Source organism: Myceligenerans cantabricum (assembly GCF_054777735.1).
The window spans coordinates 670,386-691,573 of record NZ_BAAHAJ010000009.1 but is presented as its reverse complement, the minus strand read 5'-3'; the positions used below and the strand labels follow the sequence as shown (position 1 = coordinate 691,573).

19 protein-coding genes are annotated in these 21,188 nt (G+C 72.4%); 16 read left to right on the top strand and 3 right to left on the bottom strand.

The features are described from left to right. The first annotated feature begins 49 nt into the window (after positions 1–49). Complete coding sequence (locus ACYU96_RS12275) at positions 50–1,396, top strand: DUF1996 domain-containing protein (RefSeq protein ID WP_460753590.1); 1,347 nt, start codon at positions 50–52, stop codon at positions 1,394–1,396. A gap of 77 nt (positions 1,397–1,473) precedes the next feature. Here ACYU96_RS12275 and ACYU96_RS12270 read toward each other — a convergent pair whose 3' ends face one another. Continuing rightward, positions 1,474–2,103: a TetR/AcrR family transcriptional regulator gene (locus tag ACYU96_RS12270; protein WP_460753588.1), complete on the bottom strand. Its 630-nt coding sequence runs from the start codon at positions 2,101–2,103 to the stop codon at positions 1,474–1,476. Between the two features lie 166 nt (positions 2,104–2,269). Here ACYU96_RS12270 and ACYU96_RS12265 point away from each other — a divergent pair, with 166 nt between their 5' ends. The 6 genes from ACYU96_RS12265 to ACYU96_RS12240 are packed head-to-tail and all read left to right on the top strand — an operon-like array spanning position 2,270 to position 9,831. Next, positions 2,270–3,961 carry an ABC transporter substrate-binding protein gene (locus tag ACYU96_RS12265; protein ID WP_460753586.1) on the top strand — a complete coding sequence of 564 codons (1,692 nt, stop codon included), beginning with the start codon at positions 2,270–2,272 and terminating at the stop codon, positions 3,959–3,961. 37 nt (positions 3,962–3,998) lie between these two features. Further along, positions 3,999–4,841 carry an ABC transporter ATP-binding protein gene (locus tag ACYU96_RS12260; protein ID WP_460753583.1) on the top strand — a complete coding sequence of 281 codons (843 nt, stop codon included), beginning with the start codon at positions 3,999–4,001 and terminating at the stop codon, positions 4,839–4,841. Next, the gene (locus ACYU96_RS12255) at positions 4,838–5,650 is read left to right on the top strand and encodes an ABC transporter ATP-binding protein (RefSeq protein WP_460753580.1); all 813 of its coding nucleotides are present in this window, start codon (positions 4,838–4,840) and stop codon (positions 5,648–5,650) included. Before ACYU96_RS12260 ends, ACYU96_RS12255 begins: the two co-directional genes overlap by 4 nt. Then, positions 5,647–6,630 (top strand): ABC transporter permease, encoded by a 984-nt coding sequence (locus tag ACYU96_RS12250; protein WP_460753577.1) that lies wholly within the window; start codon positions 5,647–5,649, stop codon positions 6,628–6,630. The genes ACYU96_RS12255 and ACYU96_RS12250 overlap by 4 nt, the downstream gene beginning before the upstream one ends. Before the next feature lies 1 nt (position 6,631). Next, complete coding sequence (locus ACYU96_RS12245; protein ID WP_460753575.1) at positions 6,632–7,507, top strand: ABC transporter permease; 876 nt, start codon at positions 6,632–6,634, stop codon at positions 7,505–7,507. Beyond that, positions 7,504–9,831: an exo-beta-d-1,3/1,6-glucosidase gene (locus ACYU96_RS12240; RefSeq protein WP_460753572.1), complete on the top strand. Its 2,328-nt coding sequence runs from the start codon at positions 7,504–7,506 to the stop codon at positions 9,829–9,831. Before ACYU96_RS12245 ends, ACYU96_RS12240 begins: the two co-directional genes overlap by 4 nt. Positions 9,832–9,874: 43 nt before the next feature. On the opposite strand, the gene ACYU96_RS12235 is transcribed toward ACYU96_RS12240, so the two are convergent. Further along, a complete protein-coding gene (locus ACYU96_RS12235; protein ID WP_460753570.1) occupies positions 9,875–10,879 on the bottom strand; it encodes a DUF2332 domain-containing protein in 1,005 nt (334 codons plus the stop codon). A gap of 75 nt (positions 10,880–10,954) precedes the next feature. After that, positions 10,955–11,425, bottom strand: coding sequence for a PPOX class F420-dependent oxidoreductase (locus tag ACYU96_RS12230; RefSeq protein ID WP_460753567.1), 471 nt, complete (start codon positions 11,423–11,425; stop codon positions 10,955–10,957). Positions 11,426–11,663: 238 nt separating this feature from the next. Here ACYU96_RS12230 and ACYU96_RS12225 point away from each other — a divergent pair, with 238 nt between their 5' ends. From ACYU96_RS12225 to ACYU96_RS12185, 9 genes are all read left to right on the top strand, one after another. Then, positions 11,664–12,614 (top strand): hypothetical protein, encoded by a 951-nt coding sequence (locus ACYU96_RS12225; RefSeq protein ID WP_460753565.1) that lies wholly within the window; start codon positions 11,664–11,666, stop codon positions 12,612–12,614. Further along, entirely contained in the window at positions 12,611–14,392 is a 1,782-nt protein-coding gene (locus tag ACYU96_RS12220) for a M16 family metallopeptidase (protein ID WP_460753562.1), read from the top strand. Before ACYU96_RS12225 ends, ACYU96_RS12220 begins: the two co-directional genes overlap by 4 nt. 201 nt (positions 14,393–14,593) lie before the next feature. Next, entirely contained in the window at positions 14,594–16,402 is a 1,809-nt protein-coding gene (gene aspS, locus ACYU96_RS12215; RefSeq protein WP_460753560.1) for an aspartate--tRNA ligase, read from the top strand. A gap of 256 nt (positions 16,403–16,658) precedes the next feature. After that, on the top strand, positions 16,659–17,219 hold the full coding sequence (locus tag ACYU96_RS12210; RefSeq protein ID WP_460753558.1) for a DUF4190 domain-containing protein: 561 nt from the start codon (positions 16,659–16,661) through the stop codon (positions 17,217–17,219). 109 nt (positions 17,220–17,328) lie between these two features. Continuing rightward, positions 17,329–17,853: a DUF4190 domain-containing protein gene (locus ACYU96_RS12205; RefSeq protein WP_460753556.1), complete on the top strand. Its 525-nt coding sequence runs from the start codon at positions 17,329–17,331 to the stop codon at positions 17,851–17,853. A 55-nt stretch (positions 17,854–17,908) separates the two neighbouring features. After that, positions 17,909–18,547 (top strand): DUF4190 domain-containing protein, encoded by a 639-nt coding sequence (locus ACYU96_RS12200; RefSeq protein WP_460753553.1) that lies wholly within the window; start codon positions 17,909–17,911, stop codon positions 18,545–18,547. Between the two features lie 106 nt (positions 18,548–18,653). Further along, on the top strand, positions 18,654–19,115 hold the full coding sequence (locus ACYU96_RS12195) for a DUF4190 domain-containing protein (RefSeq protein WP_460753550.1): 462 nt from the start codon (positions 18,654–18,656) through the stop codon (positions 19,113–19,115). 49 nt (positions 19,116–19,164) lie between these two features. After that, positions 19,165–20,616 (top strand): FAD-dependent oxidoreductase, encoded by a 1,452-nt coding sequence (locus tag ACYU96_RS12190; protein WP_460753549.1) that lies wholly within the window; start codon positions 19,165–19,167, stop codon positions 20,614–20,616. A gap of 61 nt (positions 20,617–20,677) precedes the next feature. Next, on the top strand, positions 20,678–21,097 hold the full coding sequence (locus tag ACYU96_RS12185; RefSeq protein ID WP_460753546.1) for a DUF4190 domain-containing protein: 420 nt from the start codon (positions 20,678–20,680) through the stop codon (positions 21,095–21,097). The last annotated feature ends 91 nt before the right edge of the window (positions 21,098–21,188 follow it).

Genomic DNA, 21,188 nt, shown 5'->3' with positions numbered 1-21,188 from the left:
GTCGGCGAGAACACAGCTGCTCCATCGCAACGAGGCACGGAGGAGAACCATGAGATCACCCTTGAAAAGAATGCTCGCCGGGGCCGCCGTCGGCTCCCTGATCGTCGGGACCGCGGTCGTCGCGGCCGGCACGGGCGCGTCCGCCGAACCCGGGACGCTGCTCTCTCAGGGCGCACTGACCGCGTCCTCCAGCTCGGAGGCGGACAACCTGGGGCCCCGCTTCGCCGTCGACGGCGACGCGGGCACCCGCTGGGCCAGCGACCCGTCCGACGACGAGTGGATCCGCGTCGACCTCGGCGCGTCCTACCCGCTCGACCGCGTGGACCTGTCCTGGGAGGGCGCGTACGGCGCGGCGTTCACGCTCCAGGTGTCCGACGACGGCAGCGAGTGGACCACCGTCGCGGACGTCACTGGCGGCACGGGCGGCGACCAGTCGTTCGACATCGCGGCCTCGGGCCGGTACGTGCAGCTCGTCGGTACCGAGCGGGCGACGCAGTACGGCTACTCCCTGTGGGAGCTCCAGGTGTTCGGCGACGGCGAGCCGGGCGAGCCCGCGGACCCGCCCGAGTTCCCGGACGACGAGGTGACGCACCACGAGTTCCAGGCGAACTGCGAGTTCTCGCACCTCGGCCCGGACGACCCGATCGTGTTCCCCGGCGAGCCGGGGCGCTCGCACCTGCACACGTTCATCGGGAACGAGTCCACGGACGCGTTCACGACGCCGGACAGCCTGCACGCCAACCCGGACACCACCTGCACGGTGCCGCACGACCGGTCGGCGTACTGGTTCCCGACGCTGACGAAGGCCGGCGAGCCCGTCGTGCCGGACATCCCGATGACCGTGTACTACAAGTCCGGGATCGAGGACTACACGCAGGTCGTGCCGTTCCCGGAGGGCCTGCAGTTCATCGCCGGCGACATGATGGCCACACCCGACGAGTTCCGTGACGCGCCGGGCGCCGTGGAAGGTTTCGAGTGCGGGGACCTGTCCAACAACTGGGAGATCCCCGCGTACTGCGCGCCGGGCACGGAGCTGAACATCCGGTACCAGGCTCCGAGCTGCTGGGACGGGGTGCACCTGACCCCCGCCGAGGCGGACCACATGGCCTATCCCGTCTCCGGGCAGTGCCCGATGAGCCATCCCGTGGCGGTACCCATGCTGGAGTTCAAGATCGCGTGGCCGGCCAGCGGTGACATGTCCGACGTCGAGCTGGTGAGCGGGCCGGACCAGTCGTGGCACTACGACTTCGTCAACGCCTGGGAGCCGGAGGTGCTGAGCCGCCTGGTGGAGCACTGCATCAACGGCGGTCTGCAGTGCAACCCGCGCGGCTACGACCTGTACAAGCCGCACCGCGGCGCGGTCATGGACGAGGACTACGACCTGATCGACCCGTGACTCTCGTCGTGTCGCACGTCCGCCGGGGCGGCGGGCCGGTCGTCCGGCCCGCCGCCCCGGCGGACGTCACGTCGGGGTCAGAGGACCTCGCGCGGGTCGAGGACCTGGGCGACGATCGCCTCGATGGCGAACGCGCTGGCCTCGGCGAGGTCGACCTGCTCCGGGTCGAGGAGCCACTGGACCTGGAGGCCGTCCATCACGGCGAGGATGGAGGTGGCGGCGCGGCTCACCGTGTCGGGCTCGTCGATGCCGCGCTCCTCGCAGACCACGCGGAACGCCTCGCCGGCCTCGCGCCGCAGCGTGCGGTAGCGTCCGACGAACCAGTCGCGGGCGGGGTGCCCCTCCGTGACGGACTCCGCGGAGAGTACGACGTACGCCTGCACCAGCCCGGCCCGCTGCGCGTTGAGCAGCGCCGTGCGCACGAGGTGCCGGAACAGGTCGATCCCGTCGGGGATGTGCTGGCCCGCGAGGTCCTTGACGTCGCTCTCGTCGCGGTACCGGAGCACCTCGAGCAGGAGCTGGTCCTTGGACCCGAAGTGGTGCAGCACGCCGGCGTGGGTCATCCCGACCTGGTCCGCGATCTCCGTGAGCGGTCCCTTGTTGTAGCCACGGGCGCCGAAGGTCGCCATGGCCGCCTGGAGAATCCGTTCACGCCGGGCCAGGGTCTCCGGCCGGGAGCGTCGCGGCTGTCGCGTCGTCGAGTTCATCGCGGGGTGTTCACACCTCTGTCCTGCATCGTTGTGGTACGTCGTCGAGTGTATGCGGTGGCACGCCCCGGCTCTCGGGAGATCTTCACCCCCTCAGTATTTCACAAAGTTACTTACAGTGTAGTAAGTTCTCCGCAACAGCCACTCGATGACGAGGAGTACTGACGTGACACCGACGTCCCGACCGAGGCGCAAGGCCTCGTACTCCGTCGCGGCAGGTGCCGCGACGCTCGCCGCCGCCCTACTGCTCAGCGCCTGCGCCGGCGGTAGCTCCGGCGACGGCGCCACCGCAGCCTCCGGCGACGGATCACTGACGATCGCCAAGCCCGACGGTGCGATCACCACCGAGTCCAACAACCCGTGGGTCGGCGACTCGTCCGCCCTGACGCTCGGCTACGTCAACGCGATCCTCGAGCCGCTCGCGTTCGTCAACATGGTCGACCCCTCCGACGACGTCACTCCCTGGCTCGCCTCCGAGCTCGAGTGGAACGGCGACTACACCTCGCTCACCGTCACCGCCCGTGACGGCGTGACCTGGAACGACGGCGAGGAGTTCGGCGCCGAGGACATCGCGTTCACCTTCGGTCTGCTCCGCGAGACGCCCGCGCTGGACACCGGCGCGCTCGGCATCGCCGACGTCACGTCCGAGGGCGACCAGGTGACGATCGAGTTCGAGTCGTCGATGTACGCCAAGCAGGACAAGGTGCTGCACCGGCACATCGTCCCCGAGCACGTGTGGGCCGACGTCGAGGACCCGACCACGTTCGAGAACCCGGAGCCCGTCGGCACCGGGCCCTACACCCTGACCGAGTTCACCTCGCAGTCAGTGGAGCTCTCGGCGCGCGACGACTACTGGGGCGGCGAGCTCGCCGCGCCCACGCTCTACTACGTCTCGTACAACGACAACACCGCGCTGACCACGGCCCTGGCCAACGGCGAGGCGGACTGGGCGCAGGCGTTCATCCCGAACGTGCAGTCGGCCTACGTCGACAAGGACGAGGACAACGTCTACTGGGCGGCGGCCGGTCTCGGCATCGACGCCATGTTCGTCAACACGCAGGAGAAGCCGTTCGACGACGTCGCCTTCCGGCAGGCCATGAACATGGTCATCGACCGCGACAAGCACGCCGAGATCGCCCGCGAGGGCGGCGTGCCGGCGCTGACGTCGGTGACCGGGCTGCCCACCCCGGTCGGTGACGAGTACATCGCCGAGGAGTTCGCCGGCCAGGAGTACGCCGTCGACGTCGAGGGCGCCCGGCAGGTGCTCGAGGACGCCGGCTACGAGGGCGTCGGCGACGCGCTGGTCGACCCCGACGGCGAGGACGTGACGTTCGAGCTCAGCGTGCCGCAGGGCTGGAGCGACTACGTGACGGGCATCAGCCTGATCGCGGACGCCGCCAAGGAGCTCGGTGTCGAGGCGACCATCGACACCCCGGACGACGACACCTGGTGGGCGGCCAAGGGCGAGGGCGACTTCCAGGCGATCCTGCACTGGACCGACACCGGTGCCACGCCGTACGACCTGTACAGCGACACGATGGACGCTCGCTGGCTCAAGCCGGCCGGCGAGGCCGCGGACTACAACTTCGGCCGCTTCGACAGCCCGGAGGCCACCGACGCGCTCGACGAGTACCTCACGGCCACGGACGACGAGGCCCGAGCCGAGGCGCTGAACGCGGTCCAGGAGGTCTTCGTCGAGGAGGTGCCCGTCATGCCCGTGGGCAACCGCCCGTTCATCGGCGAGTACAACACGCGCAGCTACGTCGGCTGGCCCGGCGAGGAGGACCCGTACACCAGCCCGGACCCGACGCAGCCGTCGGCCGTGCTGGTCCTCACCTCGCTGCAGCCGGCCGGCTGACGCGGAAACGCCGGCCTCGAGCGACAGGAGTGTGTGCGTGACCAGCGAACCCGTGCTGACGGTGTCCGGCCTCAGCGTGACCTACGACGTCGACCCCCCGGTCGAGGCCGTGCGCGACGTCTCCCTGACGGTCGGTCAGGGAGAGGTGCTCGGCCTCGCCGGAGAGTCCGGCTGCGGCAAGTCCACCCTGGCGTACGCCGTGCAGCGGCTGCTGAGACCCCCCGCGGTGATCACCGCGGGGGAGGTGCTGCTGCACGACGTCGACGGCGCCGACGTCGACCTGACCACCCTGCCGCCCCCGGAGATGGACCGGTTGCGCTGGGACCAGGTCGCCATGGTGTTCCAGGGCGCGATGAACTCGCTCAACCCCGTGCTCACGGTCGGCAGCCAGCTCGCCGACGTGTTCACGAGGCACCGGCCCGGGATGCGCAGGGCGGAGCGCACCGAGACCTGCGGGGCGCTGCTGGACATGGTCGGCGTGGGCAAGGACCGGCTGAGGTCCTACCCGCACGAGCTGTCCGGCGGCATGCGCCAGCGCGTCATGATCGCGATGGCGCTCGCCCTGCGGCCGCGCCTGCTGGTCATGGACGAGCCGACCACCGCCCTGGACGTGCTGGTGCAGCGGGAGATCCTGCAGGAGATCTCCCGCCTGCGCGAGGAGCTCGGGTTCTCCGTCGTCTTCATCACGCACGACCTGCCGCTCCTGCTCGAGATCAGTGACCGCATCGCGGTCATGCGTGCCGGGAAGGTGGTGGAGGTCGGCGAGGCGGCCGACCTCTACCACCGTCCGCAGCACGAGTACACCCGGCGCCTGCTGGGCTCGTTCCCGAGCCTCACGGGCACGCGCGGCGACTTCGTCCGGAAGGGGGCGACGGTATGACCACGCTCGAGCTGGCCGGGGTGACCAAGCGGTACCGCGTACGCGGCGCCGGCCACCTGCTCGCCCTCGACGACGTCGACGTCTCGATCTCGTCCGGGCGCACCGTCGCGCTCGTCGGGCAGAGCGGCAGCGGCAAGTCCACGATCGCGAAGATCATCACGCAGCTGGAACGGGAGACGTCGGGACGGGTGCTGCTCGACGGCGCCCCGATCCCGCGCCGCGGCAAGGCCCTGCGCTCCTACCGCCAGCAGGTGCGGATGGTGTTCCAGGACCCGTTCGCCTCTCTCAACCCGTACCACACGGTGCACCACCACGTCGCGCGGCCGCTGCTGCTGGACCGCGTGGTGCCCCGCGACGAGGTCGACGCGGAGGTCACGCGCCTGCTGGAGCGCGTCCGGCTGGAGCCGGAGCTCGCGACCCGCCGGCCGCACGAGCTGTCCGGCGGGCAGCGCCAGCGCATCGCCATCGCCCGGGCGCTCGCGTCCCGGCCGGCGCTGCTCGTGGCCGACGAACCGGTCTCCATGCTCGACGTGTCGATCCGGCTCGGCGTCCTCAACCTGCTGGCCGAGCTGCAGGAGGCCGACGGGCTCGGGGTCCTGTACATCACGCACGACCTGGCCACGGCCCGCCACTTCAGCGACGAGATCCTCGTGCTGCACCACGGCAAGGTGGTGGAGCGCGGCCCGGCCGACGACGTCATCCTCGACCCGCAGCACGAGTACACGCGAGCGCTGCGGGACGCCTCACCCGATCCCGACCGGCACTTCGGCGGCGGTCGCGAACCTCAGACCACCGGGAGCCGCTCGTGAGACTCCTCCTGCGCCGCGCGGCGTTCTACCTGTTCACTGCCTGGGCCGCCATCACCATCAACTTCTTCCTGCCGCGGATGCTCAAGGGCGACCCGGTCCAGGCCTACCTGGCCAAGCACCAGGGACAGATCAGCCCGGAGGCGGCCGACGCCCTGAGCACCCTGTTCGGCCTGGACACCGACAGGTCGCTCGCCCAGCAGTACGGCGACTACTGGGTCCTGCTGTTCAGCGGGGACCTGGGCCGCTCCTTCTCCCACGGTCTCGCCCCGGTCGCCGAGGTGATCGGCTCCGCCCTGCCCTGGACGGTCGGGCTCGTGGGCATCGCCACCGTGCTGAGCTTCCTCGTCGGCACGACGCTGGGCACGCTCGTCGGCTGGTTCCGTGGCGGGCGCGGCGACGTCGTCGTCCCCGTCGCGACGTTCTTCTCCGCGGTCCCGTACTTCTGGATGGGCCTGATCGCCATCGCGATCTTCGCCACCGGGCTCGGCTGGCTGCCGGCGTCGCACGCCTACTCCAAGGGCACGGCACCGAACCTGAGCCTCGAGTTCGTCGGGGACGTCATCGTGCACGGGACGCTGCCCGCCCTGACCGTGGTGCTCGCCTCCCTCGGCGGCTGGGTGCTCGGGATGCGGAACATGATGATCACCGTCCTGGACGAGGACTACGTGACCGTCGCGCAGGCCAAGGGCCTGAGCCGGCGCCGCGTCGTGTTCGCCTACGCGGCCCGCAACGCGGTGCTGCCGCAGCTGTCCAGCTTCGCGCTCGCGCTCGGCTTCATCGTCGGCGGCACGCTCGTCATGGAGCTCGTGTTCTCCTACCCCGGCGTCGGCAAGCTGCTGCTCGATGCCACCACGGCCAAGGACTACCCGCTGATGCAGGGCCTGTTCCTGGTCATCACCTTGACGGTGCTCGTCGCCAACCTCCTGGCCGACGTCGCCTACGCCGTGCTCGACCCGCGAACCCGGCAGGGGGAGTCCTGACATGCTGACCAACCGCAAGTCCGTGACGGGCCTCGTCATCCTCGGCCTGTTCGCGCTGCTCGCCGCGCTCGCCGACGTCATCGCGCCGTACGGCCCGCTGGAGAAGGACTTCACGGCGCTCAAGCAGCCGCCGTCGGCAGTGCACTGGCTCGGCACGACCCACCTCGGGGAGGACATCTTCAGCCAGATCGCCTACGGCACGCGGGGCGTGCTCCTCGTGGGCCTCACGGCGGGCGTGCTGGCCACGATCGTCTCGGTGATCATCGGTGTCAGCGCGGGGTTCCTCGGCGGCTGGCGCGGCGAGTCGCTGTCCGCGCTGTCCAACGTGTTCCTCGTGCTGCCCGCGCTGCCGCTGATGATCATCGTGGCCTCGCAGTACGACGACCCGAGCCTGTTCCTCATCTCCGCCGTGCTGGCGATCACCGGCTGGGCCTGGGGGGCGCGCGTGCTGCGCGCGCAGACCATGTCGCTGCGGACCCGGGACTTCGTGCAGGCCGCCCGTGCCAACGGGGAACCGCTGTGGCGGATCATCACCGTCGAGATGCTGCCCAACCTCACCGCCGTGATCGCGTCCAGCTTCGTCGGCACGGTCACCGCCGCGGTGCTCGGGCTGACCACGCTCGCGTTCATCGGCGTCATCCCCATCACCAACCTGAACTGGGGGACAATCTTGTACTGGGCCCAGCAGAACGGCGCGTTCCCGGAGTTCTGGTGGTGGTACGTGCCCGCGGGTCTCGCGATCGCGGTGCTCGGCGCCGCACTGAGCCTGATCAGCTTCGGCATCGACGAGTACGTCAACCCACGCCTGCGATCGGCGGGCGAGCGCGCCCGGTTCCGGAAGCGGCTGAAGAAGCGAACGAAGAGGAGCCCTGCGTGACTAGCGTCATCGATCTGCCCTACCTCGACACGGCTCTGCCGGTCGCGGACAGGGTCGAGGACCTGATAGCCCGCATGACGCCCGAGGAGAAGGCCGGGCAGATGCTGCAGCTCGACGCGCGGGACGATCTCGACGACCACGTGCTGCGGCGCAACGCCGGCTCGATCCTGCACGCCTCGCCCGAACGGGTGCGCGCCGCGCACGAGCTGACCGACCGCACCCGGCTGCGGATCCCGCTGCTGGTCGCGGAGGACTGCATCCACGGGCACTCCTTCTTCGAGGGGGCGACGATCTTCCCGACCCAGCTCGGGATGGCCGCGAGCTGGGACCCCGGGCTGGTGGAGCGGATGGCGCGTGCCACCGCCGTCGAGGTCAGCGCGACCGGCATCCACTGGACGTTCTCCCCGGTGCTCTGTATCGGGCGCGACCTGCGCTGGGGACGCATCGACGAGACGTTCGGCGAGGACCCGTACCTCATCGGCGAGCTCGCCTCGGCCGCCGTGCGCGGCTACCAGGGCGACGGCCTCGACGACCCCACCGCCATCCTGGCCGCCGCCAAGCACTTCGCCGGGTACTCCGAGACGCAGGGCGGCCGCGACGCCTCCGAGGCGGACCTGTCCCGCCGGAAGCTGCGCAGCTGGCACCTGCCGCCGTTCGAGCGCGTCGCCCGCGAGGGCTGCCGCACCTTCATGCTCGGCTACCAGACCATCGACGGCGTCCCCATCACCGTCAACGACTGGCTGCTGTCCGAGGTGCTGCGCGGCGAGTGGGGCTACACCGGCACCCTCGTCACCGACTGGGACAACGTGGGCCGCATGGTCTGGGAGCAGCAGGTCCAGCCCGACCTCACGGCCGCGGCCACCGCGGCGGTCCGCGCCGGGAACGACATGGTGATGACCACGCCCGGCTTCTACGAGGGGGCGCTCGCCGCCATCGCGGAGGGCCGCCTCGACGAGCACGAGCTCGACCCGGCCGTCCGGCACATCCTCACCCTGAAGTTCGAGCTCGGGCTGTTCGAGGACCGGCGGCGGCCCGCGCCGGAGCGCATCGCGGCCGTCGTCGGCGCCCCCGAGCACACCGCGCTGAACCTGGAGGTCACCCGGCGGTCGCTGGTGCTGCTCCGGAACGACGGCACGCTGCCGCTGCCGTCGGGCCTCGCACCGTCGGGCTCAGCGGTCCCGGGTACGACGCCGGCGGCTCCCGCACCGGCGCCTGCCGGTGGGACCGCTCCCGCACGGCGGATCGCCGTCGTCGGACCCCTGGCCGACGACGCCCAGACCCAGCTCGGCGACTGGGCCGGCGACTCCGGGCAGGCCGGCTGGATCCCCGACGGGCACCCCCGTGACACGATCACCACCGTCCTGGACGGCCTGCGCGAGCGGACGCCCGGCGACTGGGAGGTCACGTACGCCCGCGGCGCCGAGATCCTGGAGCTCGCCCCCGACCCCGAGGGCGACACCTTCCCCGACGGGCAGCCGCGCCCGCCGGTCGTGACCTCGGCGCCCGTCGCCGAGGCGCAGCTCGCCGAGGCCGTCGCCGCCGCCCGCGACGCCGACTACGTCGTGGCCGTCGTGGGGGACCGCATCGAGCTCGTCGGCGAGGGCAGGTCCACCGCGACCCTCGAGCTCCTCGGCGGGCAGACCGCGCTGCTGGAGGCCGTCGCCGCGACCGGGACACCGCTGATCGTGGTGCTCCTGGCGTCGAAGCCGCAGGTCCTGCCGTCGGTCGTGGACGACGCCGCCGCGCTGGTGTGGGCCGCGAACCCGGGCATGCAGGGCGGCCGGGCGCTCGCGGAGCTCCTGCTCGGCGAGATCGAGCCGTCGGGGCGCCTCCCGATCTCGTTCGCCCGTCACGTGGGGCAGCAGCCCACCTACTACAACCAGGTGCGGGGCCAGCACGGCGACCGGTACGCGGACCTCACGCAGCGGCCCGCGCACGCGTTCGGCGAAGGGCTCAGCTACACGACGGTCGAGTACGACGGCCTGCGGGTGCCCGAGCCGCTGGTCTCGCCGGACGGCGTGGTGCGCGCCGAGGTGACGTTGCGGAACACGGGCGCGCGCCCCGCCCTGGAGACCGTGCAGGCGTACGTGAGCGACCTGGTCACGTCGGTGAGCTGGGCGGACCAGGAGCTCAAGACGTTCCGGCAGGTCATGGTGGCGCCCGGTGCGGAGCTGACCGTGGCCCTGGAGCTCCCGGCCGCGGACTGCACGATCGTGGACGCGGCCGGCCACCGCGTCGTCGAGCCCGGCGACTTCGAGCTCCGCGTGGGCAGCTCGTCCCGCCGGGAGGACCAGCTCACGGCAGGCTTCACGGTGGTGGGGTGACCGCGCGCCGCCGGGCCCGGCCCGGCGGCGCCGGCCGGCCCTGTCAGCCGAACCAGCGCATCGAGCGGCCGTGCGGGTGGGACCAGGCCACCGCACGGCCGTCGACCGCCAGGGCGAAGGTCGTGCTGTCCGGGGGCTCCGGGGCGCTGTCCAGGACGCTCGGGACGACGTTCAGTCCCTCGTTGCTCACCCAGCGGCAGGCGCCGTCGGCCACCAGGCGTCGCATCATCGTGGCGAACCGCTCCCGGTCCTCGGCGGGAAGGTACGCGAGGACGGCGCTGTGGAACACCACGACCTCGCCGTGCTGCGACGCGTCGGCCACCAGGAGCGGCAGGTCCGCGAGGAGGTCACCCCGCTCCAGGTGCGGCGGGTCGGTCCGGGCGATCTCGACGGCGTGCCGCAGGATCGCACGCCGGTCGTCGTGCTCGGGCCAGACGAGCGTCTCGAGCCAGGCCATCTGGTCCTTGTCGCGCGCGTCCAGCGGGTTCAGGTCGAGGCCGCCGCGCCAGGCGACCTCGGGCAGGGCGGTCGGGAGCGTGAGGTCCCCGGTCACGGGGCAGGTCAGCCGCGGCTCGGGGCCGACGACGGCGGGACGTGGCGCGCGGGATCGCGGCGCCGTCCAGTCGTACCCCCACCGGTCCGGGTAGAGGCACAACCCCGCGCTCGCTCCGGCCTCGACGAGCGCGAGGGGACGGCGCCCGGCCTCGATCGACAGCCGGACGAACACCGGTGCGAGCGTCGCGAGGCGCCCGGCCTCGTTCGTCTGGGTGGCGCGCTCCAGGATCGTGGCGCGGACCGTCCCGTCGTCGTCCAGCAGCGCCGCGCGCAGCGTCTCGTACGGGCCGGGCGCCGCGACGCCGTGGAACCGGGCGGCGGCGAACACGAGGTTGGGCTGCTTCTTGATGCCGGGGAGGGCGGAGATCCATCGCAGGACCTCCTCGTCGGCGGCCACCGCGCGCGCCCACTGCTCGAAGCAGGGGGAGCCGGCCGTGGCGGCGTACTCGGCGAACTCGGTGTACTGGGCGACGACGTCGGCGTACAGCTCCAAGGCGGGCCTCCTACGGCTCGGCGATGCGGCGGGGGATGCGGCGGTGGCAAGGACGCTGCGGCTCGTCCGCCCGGGTCAGCTCTCCGCGAGGTGGGCCGGGAAGCCGCCCGTGGCGACCGGGCTCCAGCGGTCGATCGTGATGCGGACGAGGGACTTGTTCTGCTGCACCATGGCCTCGCGGTACTCGTCCCAGTCGGGGTGCTCCTTGCCGGCGGCGGCGCGGAAGTAGTCGACGAGCGGCTCGACGGACTCCGGGATGTCCAGCACCTCCGCGGTGCCGTCGACCTGCACCCAGGCGTCGTCGAACGCGTCGCCGAGCGCGAGGAACGAGACCTCGGGCCGGCGCCGCAGGTTCACCGCCTTGGCGCGGTCGGGGTAGGTGGAGACGACGACGCGGCCCTCGCCGTCGACCCCGAACGTCACGGGGGACAGCTGAGGGCGTCCGTCGGAGCGGGTGGTGACGAGGACGCCGTTGCGCCGGGTGCGCAGCACGTCGACGAGCTCATCGCGGGTGACCTTGGTGTTCGTGGCGATGGTGCGAGGCATGGAGGCAGCGTACGCCGTGGGCACGAGCCGCCCGGTGCTGCGGGTGAACCTTGGTCCGTGGCGGGTGAAAGCTCTCGCCTGGACGCCAGGACGACAGATCGGGGCTCCCCGCCCTGCTACGTTCTGCGCGTTCGGGTACGGCACCCGGTCGTGCCGATGTGGTGTCTTCGGATGGTGGAAACATGAGTCTCTGGGAGGCGGGGCCCCTGGTGCGGGCCGTCGAGGGAAGCGGTGGCCCATGAGCTCGCCGGCGCTGTCCGGCGCACTGTTCGACCCGTGGGCGCTGGTGCCCCGGCTGGCAGACCTCCGGGCGAGGGCCAGGTCGTACGACTTCGCCGGCCTCTCCACCGCGCTGGAGGCGCTGCGGGGCGACGAGCTGCTCTTCGCCGTGCGGGGCCTCGGCGACGTCACCGGACTGGCGGACCGGCTGGCCCGGTACGTGGCGGGCCGGCGCGGCACGCCGGTCCCGCAGGCCCTGCTGGGCAGGTGCTACGTCGCCGAGGGCTGGCGGATCCGGTCCGCGTACGACGCGGCGCACGTGTCGGAGCGGCAGCTCACGCAGTTCCACGCGCTGCTGCGCCGCGCCGAGGGGCATCTCATCGAGACCTGCGCGCGCCACCCGGAGTACCTTCCCGCCTGGGAGACCCGGATCACCATCGCGCGCGGCCTGGAGCTGGGCACGGCCGAGGCACGGAGGCGCTACGACCGGGTCCGCGCGCTGGACCCGTGGTGCTACCCGGCGCAGGCCGAGTTCCTGCAGCAGGTCTGCCCCAAGTGGGGCGGCTCGTGGGACGCCGCCCACGCGTTCGCCGCCGAGTGCCGGGACGGCGCGCCGCCCGGGACGCTGAGCCCGGCCGTGGGCGTGACCCTGCACCTCGAGCACTGGGTGTGGGGCGATCGCCGCGGCGGCAGGCGGTATCTGCGCCAGCCGGCGGTGCTGGACGACCTGAGGAACATCGCGACGCTCACGGTCTGGCACCCGGACCACGTGCCCGGGCCCTACACGGCCACCGTGCACTCGGACCTGGCGATGGCGTTCGCCCTCGCCGGGATGCCCGCGCTGGCGGCACCGCACTTCCGGGCGCTGGGCGAGAGCCCGGCCGAAGGCTGCTGGGGCTACACCGGCGACGCGGCGCTGGAGTACCGGAAGCACCGCGCCGCGGCGTTTCGGGCGGAGGGACGAGGATGAGCACTTCCGCTGGGACCGGAGCGATGCGTGTGGAGGCCGCCGGCCCCATGACAGCGCCGTCGTCGACCGCGCTGCCGAGCGCCACGCACCCCGTCTCCACCGGCGCCGCGGACGGCGTCCCCGTGCTGTACGCCCCGTGGCGGGAGAACCAGGTGACCGGCGGGCTGGTGTTCCGCGTCGGGCAGGCGGACGAGACCCTCGCGACACGTGGTCTGACGCACCTCGTGGAGCACCTCGCCCTGTTCGACCAGAACCTCACCGACACCCACCACAACGGTGTCACCAACGACACCACCACCATGTTCCACGCCACCGGCACCCTCGAGGAGGTGGTCGCGTACCTCAACGGGGTCTGCGCGGCCCTGCGGGACCTCCCGTCGCACCGGATCGAGACCGAGAAGGAGATCCTCCGCACCGAGGAGGCGGGCCACCGCGGCGCCGTCGCCGGGCGCATGCGGATCGAGCGGTACGGCGCCTCGACCTACGGTCTGTCCGGGTACCGGGAGCTCGGGCTGGACCGACTGAGCACCGACGACGTGCGGCGGTGGGCGCACAGCCGCTTCAACCGCGACAACGCGGTCGTCTTCCTCACCGTCGGCGACCTCCCGGCCGGGCTCGATCTGCGGCTCCCGGCAGGGCAGCGCCACCCGGTGCCCGCGCCGTCCTCCGCGCTCCCCGACGGGACACCGGCCTACTTCCGCGGTGCCGAGGGCGGCGTCATGCTGGACGCCGTCGTACCGCGGACCACGGCTGCGCGCCTCTTCGTGCACGTCGCGGGCCGAGCCCTGTTCCGGGAGCTGCGGCAGGAGGGCGGCTACTCGTACCGGCCCGACGCCGACTACACGGTCCGGGACGCGCGGTCCGCGGTCGTCACGCTGTCCGCCGACGCGCTGCCCGACAAGCAGAGCGCCGTCGTCGGCGGCATGGTCGACACCCTCGCCCGGCTCCGGCTCGGGAGCATCGACCCCGCGGAGCTGGAGAACGCGAAGGAGCAGGCGCGCAAGCAGTGCGACGGCCCCGACGTCGGCGCGCGGACGCTGCCCGGCGCGGCCGTGGACCTCCTCCTCGGCCGCCCGAGCCTCCGCCCCGACCAGTACCTCGCCGAGATCGAGGCGGTGACGGCCGACGACGTGCGCCGGGTGGCCCGCCAGGTCTGGGAGGACGCGCTCCTGCAGGTGCCCGGCCGCGACGCCGACTGGGCCGGCATGGTGTCCGTGCCACAGTGGTCCACGGCGCCCGTCGGGGGCACCACCTACCACGCGTCGGACAGCGAGGCGAGGCTCCGGCTGGGGTCCGACGGCGTGTCGCTCGTGACACCGTACGGCGCCGTCACCGTGCGCTTCGCCGAGACCGCCGTGATGATCGCCTACGCGGACGGCGGCCGCGGGCTGATCGGCCTGGACGGGTTCCGCGTCGCGGTGGAGCCCACGCACTTCCGCGGGCTGACGCCCGAGAACGTGGCTCGTCAGGTCGACTCCCGGGTTCCGCCGCACCTCGTCGTCCGGGCCACCCGCGACCCGGACGAGGTCCCGCGGCCGCAGCCGGTACGCAGGCGCCGCCCGGGCATCGGCGCGCGCATCGGGCGGGCGGTGCTGCCCGTCGTCGGCTGGCCCCTCGTCGCGCTCATGCTCTACGTGACGGTGGCGGTCCTGTTCACCGTGATGGGCGAGACCACCGGGCAGGTCGTCCCCGCGCCACCGCTCGGGCTGCTGGCCGTGGTGCTCGCCGGCGTGATGGTGTGGCGCAACCTCCGCCGGCGCCGTCGCCGCACGAGGTGATCGGGCCCGGGCAGCCGTGGACGCCGGCCGTGCTTTCCTGAGGTCCGCGCCGGGGACCGGGGGCTGTGGAGAGAGGAAGGTCTGTGTCGGCCGCAGCGACTAGACTCGCCCCCACGTGCCGCAAGTGCGCCCGAACCATCGTCCGAGACGGTTCAGAACGGGTCGGCGGCACCCCGACCTCCGTACGAAAGGACTCTCTCCGTGCTCCGCACTCACACGGCCGGCTCATTGCGGGCCGAGCACATCGGTCAGACCGTCACCCTCACGGGCTGGGTCGATCGCCGGCGTGATCACGGGGGAGTGGCCTTCATCGACCTGCGCGACGCGTCGGGCATCGCCCAGGTCGTCATCCGCGACGAAGAGGTCGCCCACCCGCTGCGGTCGGAGTTCGTGCTGCAGGTGACCGGGCAGGTCGGGCAGCGCCCCGAGGGCAACGCCAACCCGAACCTCGCCACCGGCGAGATCGAGGTCGTGGCCACCGCCGTCGTCACCCTCAACGAGTCCGCGGCCCTGCCGTTCCAGGTCTCGACGGCGCTCGCGGACACGGAGCAGATCGGCGAGGAGGCGCGGCTCAAGCACCGCTACCTGGACATGCGCCGCCCGTCGCAGGCGCACGCGCTGAAGCTCCGTGCCCAGGTCAGCCGGGCCGCGCGGCGCGTGCTGGAAGCGCACGACTTCACCGAGGTCGAGACGCCGACGCTGACCCGCTCGACGCCCGAGGGCGCACGCGACTTCCTGGTCCCTGCGCGCCTCGCGCCAGGCTCCTGGTACGCGCTGCCGCAGTCGCCGCAGCTGTTCAAGCAGCTGCTCATGGTCGGCGGCCTGGAGCGCTACTACCAGATCGCGCGCTGCTACCGCGACGAGGACTTCCGCGCGGACCGTCAGCCCGAGTTCACGCAGCTCGACGTGGAGATGAGCTTCGTCGAGCAGGACGACGTCATCGCCCTGACCGAGGAGCTGCTCGCCGAGATCTGGCAGCTCGTCGACGTCGCGATCCCGCGCCCGATCGAGCGCATGACCTACGCCGACGCGATGCGCCTGTACGGCACGGACAAGCCGGACCTGCGGTTCGGCAACCCGATCGTCGAGCTCACCGACTACTTCGCGAGCACGCCGTTCCGGGTGTTCCAGTCCGAGTACGTCGGCGCCGTGGTGATGAAGGGCGGTGCCGCGCAGCCGCGGCGCCAGTTCGACGCCTGGCAGGAGTGGGCCAAGCAGCGGGGCGCCAAGGGCCTCGCCTACGTCACGTTCTCGGCGGAGGGTGAGCTCGGCGGACCCGTCGGCAAGAACCTGTCCGAGTCCGAGCGCGCGGGCCTCGCCGAGGTGACCGGCGCGCAGCCGGGCGACGCCGTGTTCTTCGCGGCGGGCAGGACCGCTGACTCGCGCGCCCTGCTCGGCGCGGCGCGCCTGGAGATCGCCCAGCGGACCGGCGACCTCGACGAGAGCACGTGGTCCTTCGTGTGGGTCGTGGACGCTCCGCTGTTCAAGCCCACCGGCGAGGACGACGACGTCGACCTCGGCCACTCGGCCTGGACCGCCGTGCACCACGCGTTCACGTCGCCGAAGCCCGAGTGGCTCGACTCCTTCGAGCAGGACCCGGGTGCGGCCCTCGCCTACGCCTACGACATCGTGTGCAACGGCAACGAGATCGGCGGCGGCTCGATCCGTATCCACCGCCGGGACGTGCAGGAGCGCGTGTTCGACGTCATGGGCATCGCCCCCGAGGAGGCGCAGGAGAAGTTCGGCTTCCTGCTCGAGGCGTTCAAGTTCGGCGCCCCGCCGCACGGCGGTATCGCGTTCGGCTGGGACCGCATCGCCGGCCTGCTCGCCGGGGCACCGTCCATCCGCGACGTCATCGCCTTCCCGAAGTCCGGCGGCGGCTACGACCCGCTCACGGACGCGCCCGCGCCGATCACTCCCGCGCAGCGCGAGGAGGCCGGCGTCGACGCGGCGCCGGAGCCGAGCGAGAGCGCCTCACCGGCGGCGGAACCGGTGGCCGTCGCGCGGTGACGCCGCTGTCCGGCGGTGTCCGCGGCGGGCCAGCCCCGCGACGGACCCCGCCGGACACCCTCCGGCCTCGGCCACCCATTCCTGCGGACGCTGGACAGCGGCCTGCGGGTCGTGCGGTCGTGCCCGGGTTCCGGGTGATCCACGAGGTGGAGACCTGGCGGCGGGAGGACTGACAGCGGCGATTCGCCGGGCCGAGTGCGTTGATGCTGGTTAAGGTCGGAACTGCCGGAACCCTGCGAGCGAGAGGCTGTCGCGCATGTCGACCAACGAACCGGGATCGCCGAATCCGTACGACCCGCCGACGGGTGGTGACCGACCGGGCCAGGACCCGCCGCAGCCCGGCACGCCGCCGCAGCCCTCGGGCCGTGAACCGCAGCCCGGGCAGGCGCCCCCGCCGTCGCCGTACCAGACGGGCGGGGCCCCGCCGCCGGGCACCCCGTACCAGACGCCTCCGCCACCTGCCTCGCCCTATCCGGGTGCTCCCGGGGGAATGCAGTACGCACAGGTGTACCCGAAGAACGGCCTGGGCGTCTGGTCGCTCGTGCTGGGTATCGCGAGCTTTGTCATCTGCCCGGTCATCGCGAGCATCGGGGCGATCGTCACCGGCCACATGACCCGCCGTGCGGTGCGCGAGGGGCAGGCCGACAACGGTGGGATGGGTCTCGCGGGCATCATCCTCGGCTGGGCGTCGCTGGTCCTCACGGTGGTCGCGATCATCATCGTCACGGTCGCGCTGAGCGCCGCGGTGAACAACCCGGGGTTCCAGGACATCATGAACGACCCGTCGATGTGGGCCACGATGGACACGGACTACTGACCCTGCGGGCCGGCGGCGGGCGCCCGGGACGGGTGCGCGGGTGAGTGCCCGTGCCGGAGCGGGGGACCGCTAGGCTCGGCGCAGCCATCCGCACCCAGAAAGGGCTCACATGTCGAGCAACGACCCGAACCTGCCGTCGCCTCCTGCGGGTGGTGAGGTGCCGGGCCCGTACGGTAGCGGGCCCCTGCCCGGCGGACCCGCGAGCGGGGCGGGCCAGCCCGCGCCAGGACCGTACGCAGGCCGGCCCGCGCCGGGCTCGTACCCCGGTGTACCGGTGCCCGGACAGGTTCCCGTTCCCGCCGTGTACGTCCAGGCGCTGCCCAAGAACGACCTGGGCACCTGGTCGCTCGTGACGGGCATCCTCAGCTGGATCGTCTGCCCGGTGATCCTCGGCGTCGTCGCCGTATGGACCGGGTATGCCAGCAGGCGGGCCGTCCTCGAGGGGCAGGCGAACAACCCGGGCTCGGCGACGGCCGGCCTCATTCTGGGCTGGATCAACATCGGCCTGGGCCTCCTGGCACTGATCTTCCTGGTGGTGCTCCCGGTGATCTTCGGGCTCGGGGCCCTGGGCCTCGGAGCGGCCGGCACCCTGGGCGACCCGGCGGTCTGGGAGACGGCCGACACGAACTACTGACGCCGCGCAGCCATCCAGCAGGATCAGAACGACATTCAACGAGGTCATTGCCACCATGGCGACGAACGATCCCGGCCACGACGCGACGCCGTCGAACGAGCCCACGCAGCCGATACCGCCGGCCGAGCTCACGCAGCCGATGCCGCCGGCCGGAGCGCCCGAGCAGACCGGTCCTGAGCAGACCGGTCCCGAGCCGGCGTCGCCCTACCGGCCCGGCGACACCCAGGTCCCGCCGCCCTACCAGCCCGGTGGCAGCCCGGCTCCGCCGGCCTCGCCGTACGGGCGGCCCGCCTACGGCCCGTCCACCTACGGCCCGCCCGCGCGGCAGTCGCCCTACGGCCCGCAGCCCTACCAGGGGTCGCCCTACCAGCAGCAGCCTTACCAGCAGCCGTACCCGGCCCAGCCGGGCCCGTACGGCGTCCACCCGTTCCCGAGGAACAGCCTGGCCGTGTGGTCCCTGGTGCTGGGCATCATCAGCTCGACCTCGCTGGTGGCGTGCTGCGGCCTGGGCGGTTTCATCGGCATCCCGGCGATCGTCCTGGGGATGAGGGCGCGCCAGGCGCAGCTCGACGGGGAGGCGGACAACGCCAACCTGGGGACGGCGGGCGTGGTGACGGGGTGGGTCGGTGTGGCCTCGTTCGTGATCTTCGTCGTCTTCATCGCGCTGATGACCGCCGACGGAGGGTTCAGCTGACGGCGCCCGGCGCCCGGCGTGCTTCTGCGCGGGCGGGGTTTTCGGCCGAGAGGTATCGGGCTCGGTAGGATTGGTCCGACAATCAATGCGAAAGGTCACCAAAAGAATGTCGACAGATCACCCTGGCCCCGATCCGCAGTCCCCGTACGGCCAGCAGCCGAACGAGCAGCAGCCTCCGTCGCCCTACGAGACGGGCGGTGCCCCGGCTCAGCAGCCGGCCTCGCCGTACCAGCAGCAGGGTGCGAGCCCGTACCCGGCGGCTCCGGCCTACCAGGGGCAGTACATGGGGCAGCCGTACCCCAAGAACAGCCTCGGCGTGTGGGCGATGGTGCTCGGTATCGTCAGCATCGTCATGTGCGGCTTCTTCGCCGGTATCCCGGCGGTCGTGGTGGGCGCCAAGGCCCGTCGGGCGGTGCGCGAGGGTGAGGCGGACAACGACGGTATGGCACTCGCCGGCGTGATCACCGGCTGGATCGGCACCGGCCTGAGCGTGCTGCTCATCGTCTTCTACGTCGTCGTCTTCTCTCTTGCCGTGAGCCAGGGCGACGCGTCGTACTCGACGTACTGACGTAGCAGTCCTCTTCCGGCCGGCCCTGCGACCCGGCATCATGTGCCCCATGGTGGACACTGAGGCGGAGATCGTGGTCGTCGGTGCCGGTCCCACGGGGCTGCTGCTCGCCGGGGACCTGGCTGCCGCCGGGGTGCGCACCACGCTCGTCGAGCGGCGCCCCCGGCGGATCAGCAACCTGTCGCGGGCGTTCGCGGTGCACGCCCGGGCGCTGGAGCAGCTCGACGCCCGCGGGGTCGCCGAGGAGATCATCGCGGGGGGCCGGTCGGTCCAGAACCTGCGGCTGCTCAACCGCTTCACGCTGGACCTGGGCGTCCTGCCCACCCGGTACCCGCAGGTCCTGGCGGTCCCGCAGTACGAGGTGGAGCGCGTCCTGCTGGAACGGGCCGAGGCCGAGGGCGTCACCTTCGCCCACGGCACCGAGCTCGAGAGCCTCGACCAGGACGAGGACGGCGTCACCCTGCGGCTCACCGGCCCCGACGGCGCGGAGTCGCTGCGCGCGCGCTACGTCGTCGGCTGCGACGGGCACCACTCGGCGGTCCGCGACCTCGTCGGTCTCCCGTTCCCCGGCCGGGCCGTGATCAGGTCGATGGTCCTGGCGGACGTGCGGCTCGCGGAGCCGCCGTCGGACGTCATCACGGTCGCCGTGCGGGACGACGCCTTCTGCTTCATCGCCCCGTTCGGCGACGGCTACCACCGGGTCATCGGCTGGCGCTACGGCACCGACGTGCCGGAGGACGCCCCGCTCGACGTGGAGGAGGTGCGCGACATCATGCGCGCGGCCCTCGGCTCCGACCTCGGCATGATCGAGGCCCGCTGGACCTCCCGGTTCCACTCGGACGAGCGGCAGGCGCCGCACTACCGAGTGGGCCGCGTGTTCGTGGCGGGCGACGCCGCGCACGTGCACTCGCCCGCCGGCGGGCAGGGCATGAACACGGGCCTCCAGGACGCGGCGAACCTGTCCTGGAAGCTGGCGCAGGTGGTGTCGGGGCACACCCGGGGCCCGGCCGCCGAGAAGCTCCTCGACTCGTACGAGTCCGAGCGACACCCCGTCGGCAGGATGGTCCTGCGCGCCAGCGGCGCGCTGGTCCGGGCGGCGCGGGGAAAGGGCCTTCTCGCGCGCACCCTCGGTGTGCTCATCGTGGGTGTCGCCGGGAACGTGCCACCGGCCCGCTACCGCATGATGGGGATGGTCTCGGGCATCGGGATCCGGTACGGGCGCCCGCCCGGGGCGCACCGGCTGGTCGGCGGCCGTGCGCCGGACGTCCCCCTCGCCGCGCAGGACGGCGGCACGACGCGCCTCTACGCGGCGCTCCGGTCGGGCGGCTTCGTCCTGGTCCAGGGGGACGACGGTCCGGGCGCGGGCGCCGCCCCGGCGGGCCCGCCCGCGGGCTCCCAGTACGCGAGCTGGGCGGAGGCCGCCGTCGTCGGCCGGCGCACGGACGGCGACGCGACCACGATGCTCGTGCGCCCCGACGGCTACATCGCCTGGGCGGCCTGATCCGAGAGCCGGGTGCGCGCGCCGCCCGGCGAAACGGCCCGGGGGTGCCTACCGTGGGTCCATGGTCGACCCTGAGCCCGCACCGGGCGGAACCCCGCCGCCGCAGCAGCAGTACCAGCAGCCGTCACCGTACGAGCAGCCTCCGCAGCCGGTCTACGTCTACCCGAGGCCGCCGAAGAACGACCTGGCGATCCTCTCGCTGATCTTCGGCTGCATCGGCGTCGCGGCGGGGTTCGGGCCCCTCGCGGGAGTTCCCGCCGTGATCCTCGGCCACCAGGCCCGGCGCGCGGTGGCCGCGGCGCAGGCGGACAACGGCACGCTGGCGACGGCGGGCATCGTGCTGGGCTGGGTGTCGATCGCGTTCGGGATCCTCGTCGCGCTGGCCTTCGTCGCGTACCTCATGTTCTTCGGGATCTTCGCGTTCTGGATGACCGGCTACCCGTCGTCGCCGGGACCGATGCTGGAGTCCGGCACCGTCTGACCGGGGGCGCCGGCCCGGAAACGAGCTTGCAGGCCTGCGGAGCGCATGGCAGGCTGTCCGCGGTCCCGGCGGGCAGGTCCGCGTGTGAGAC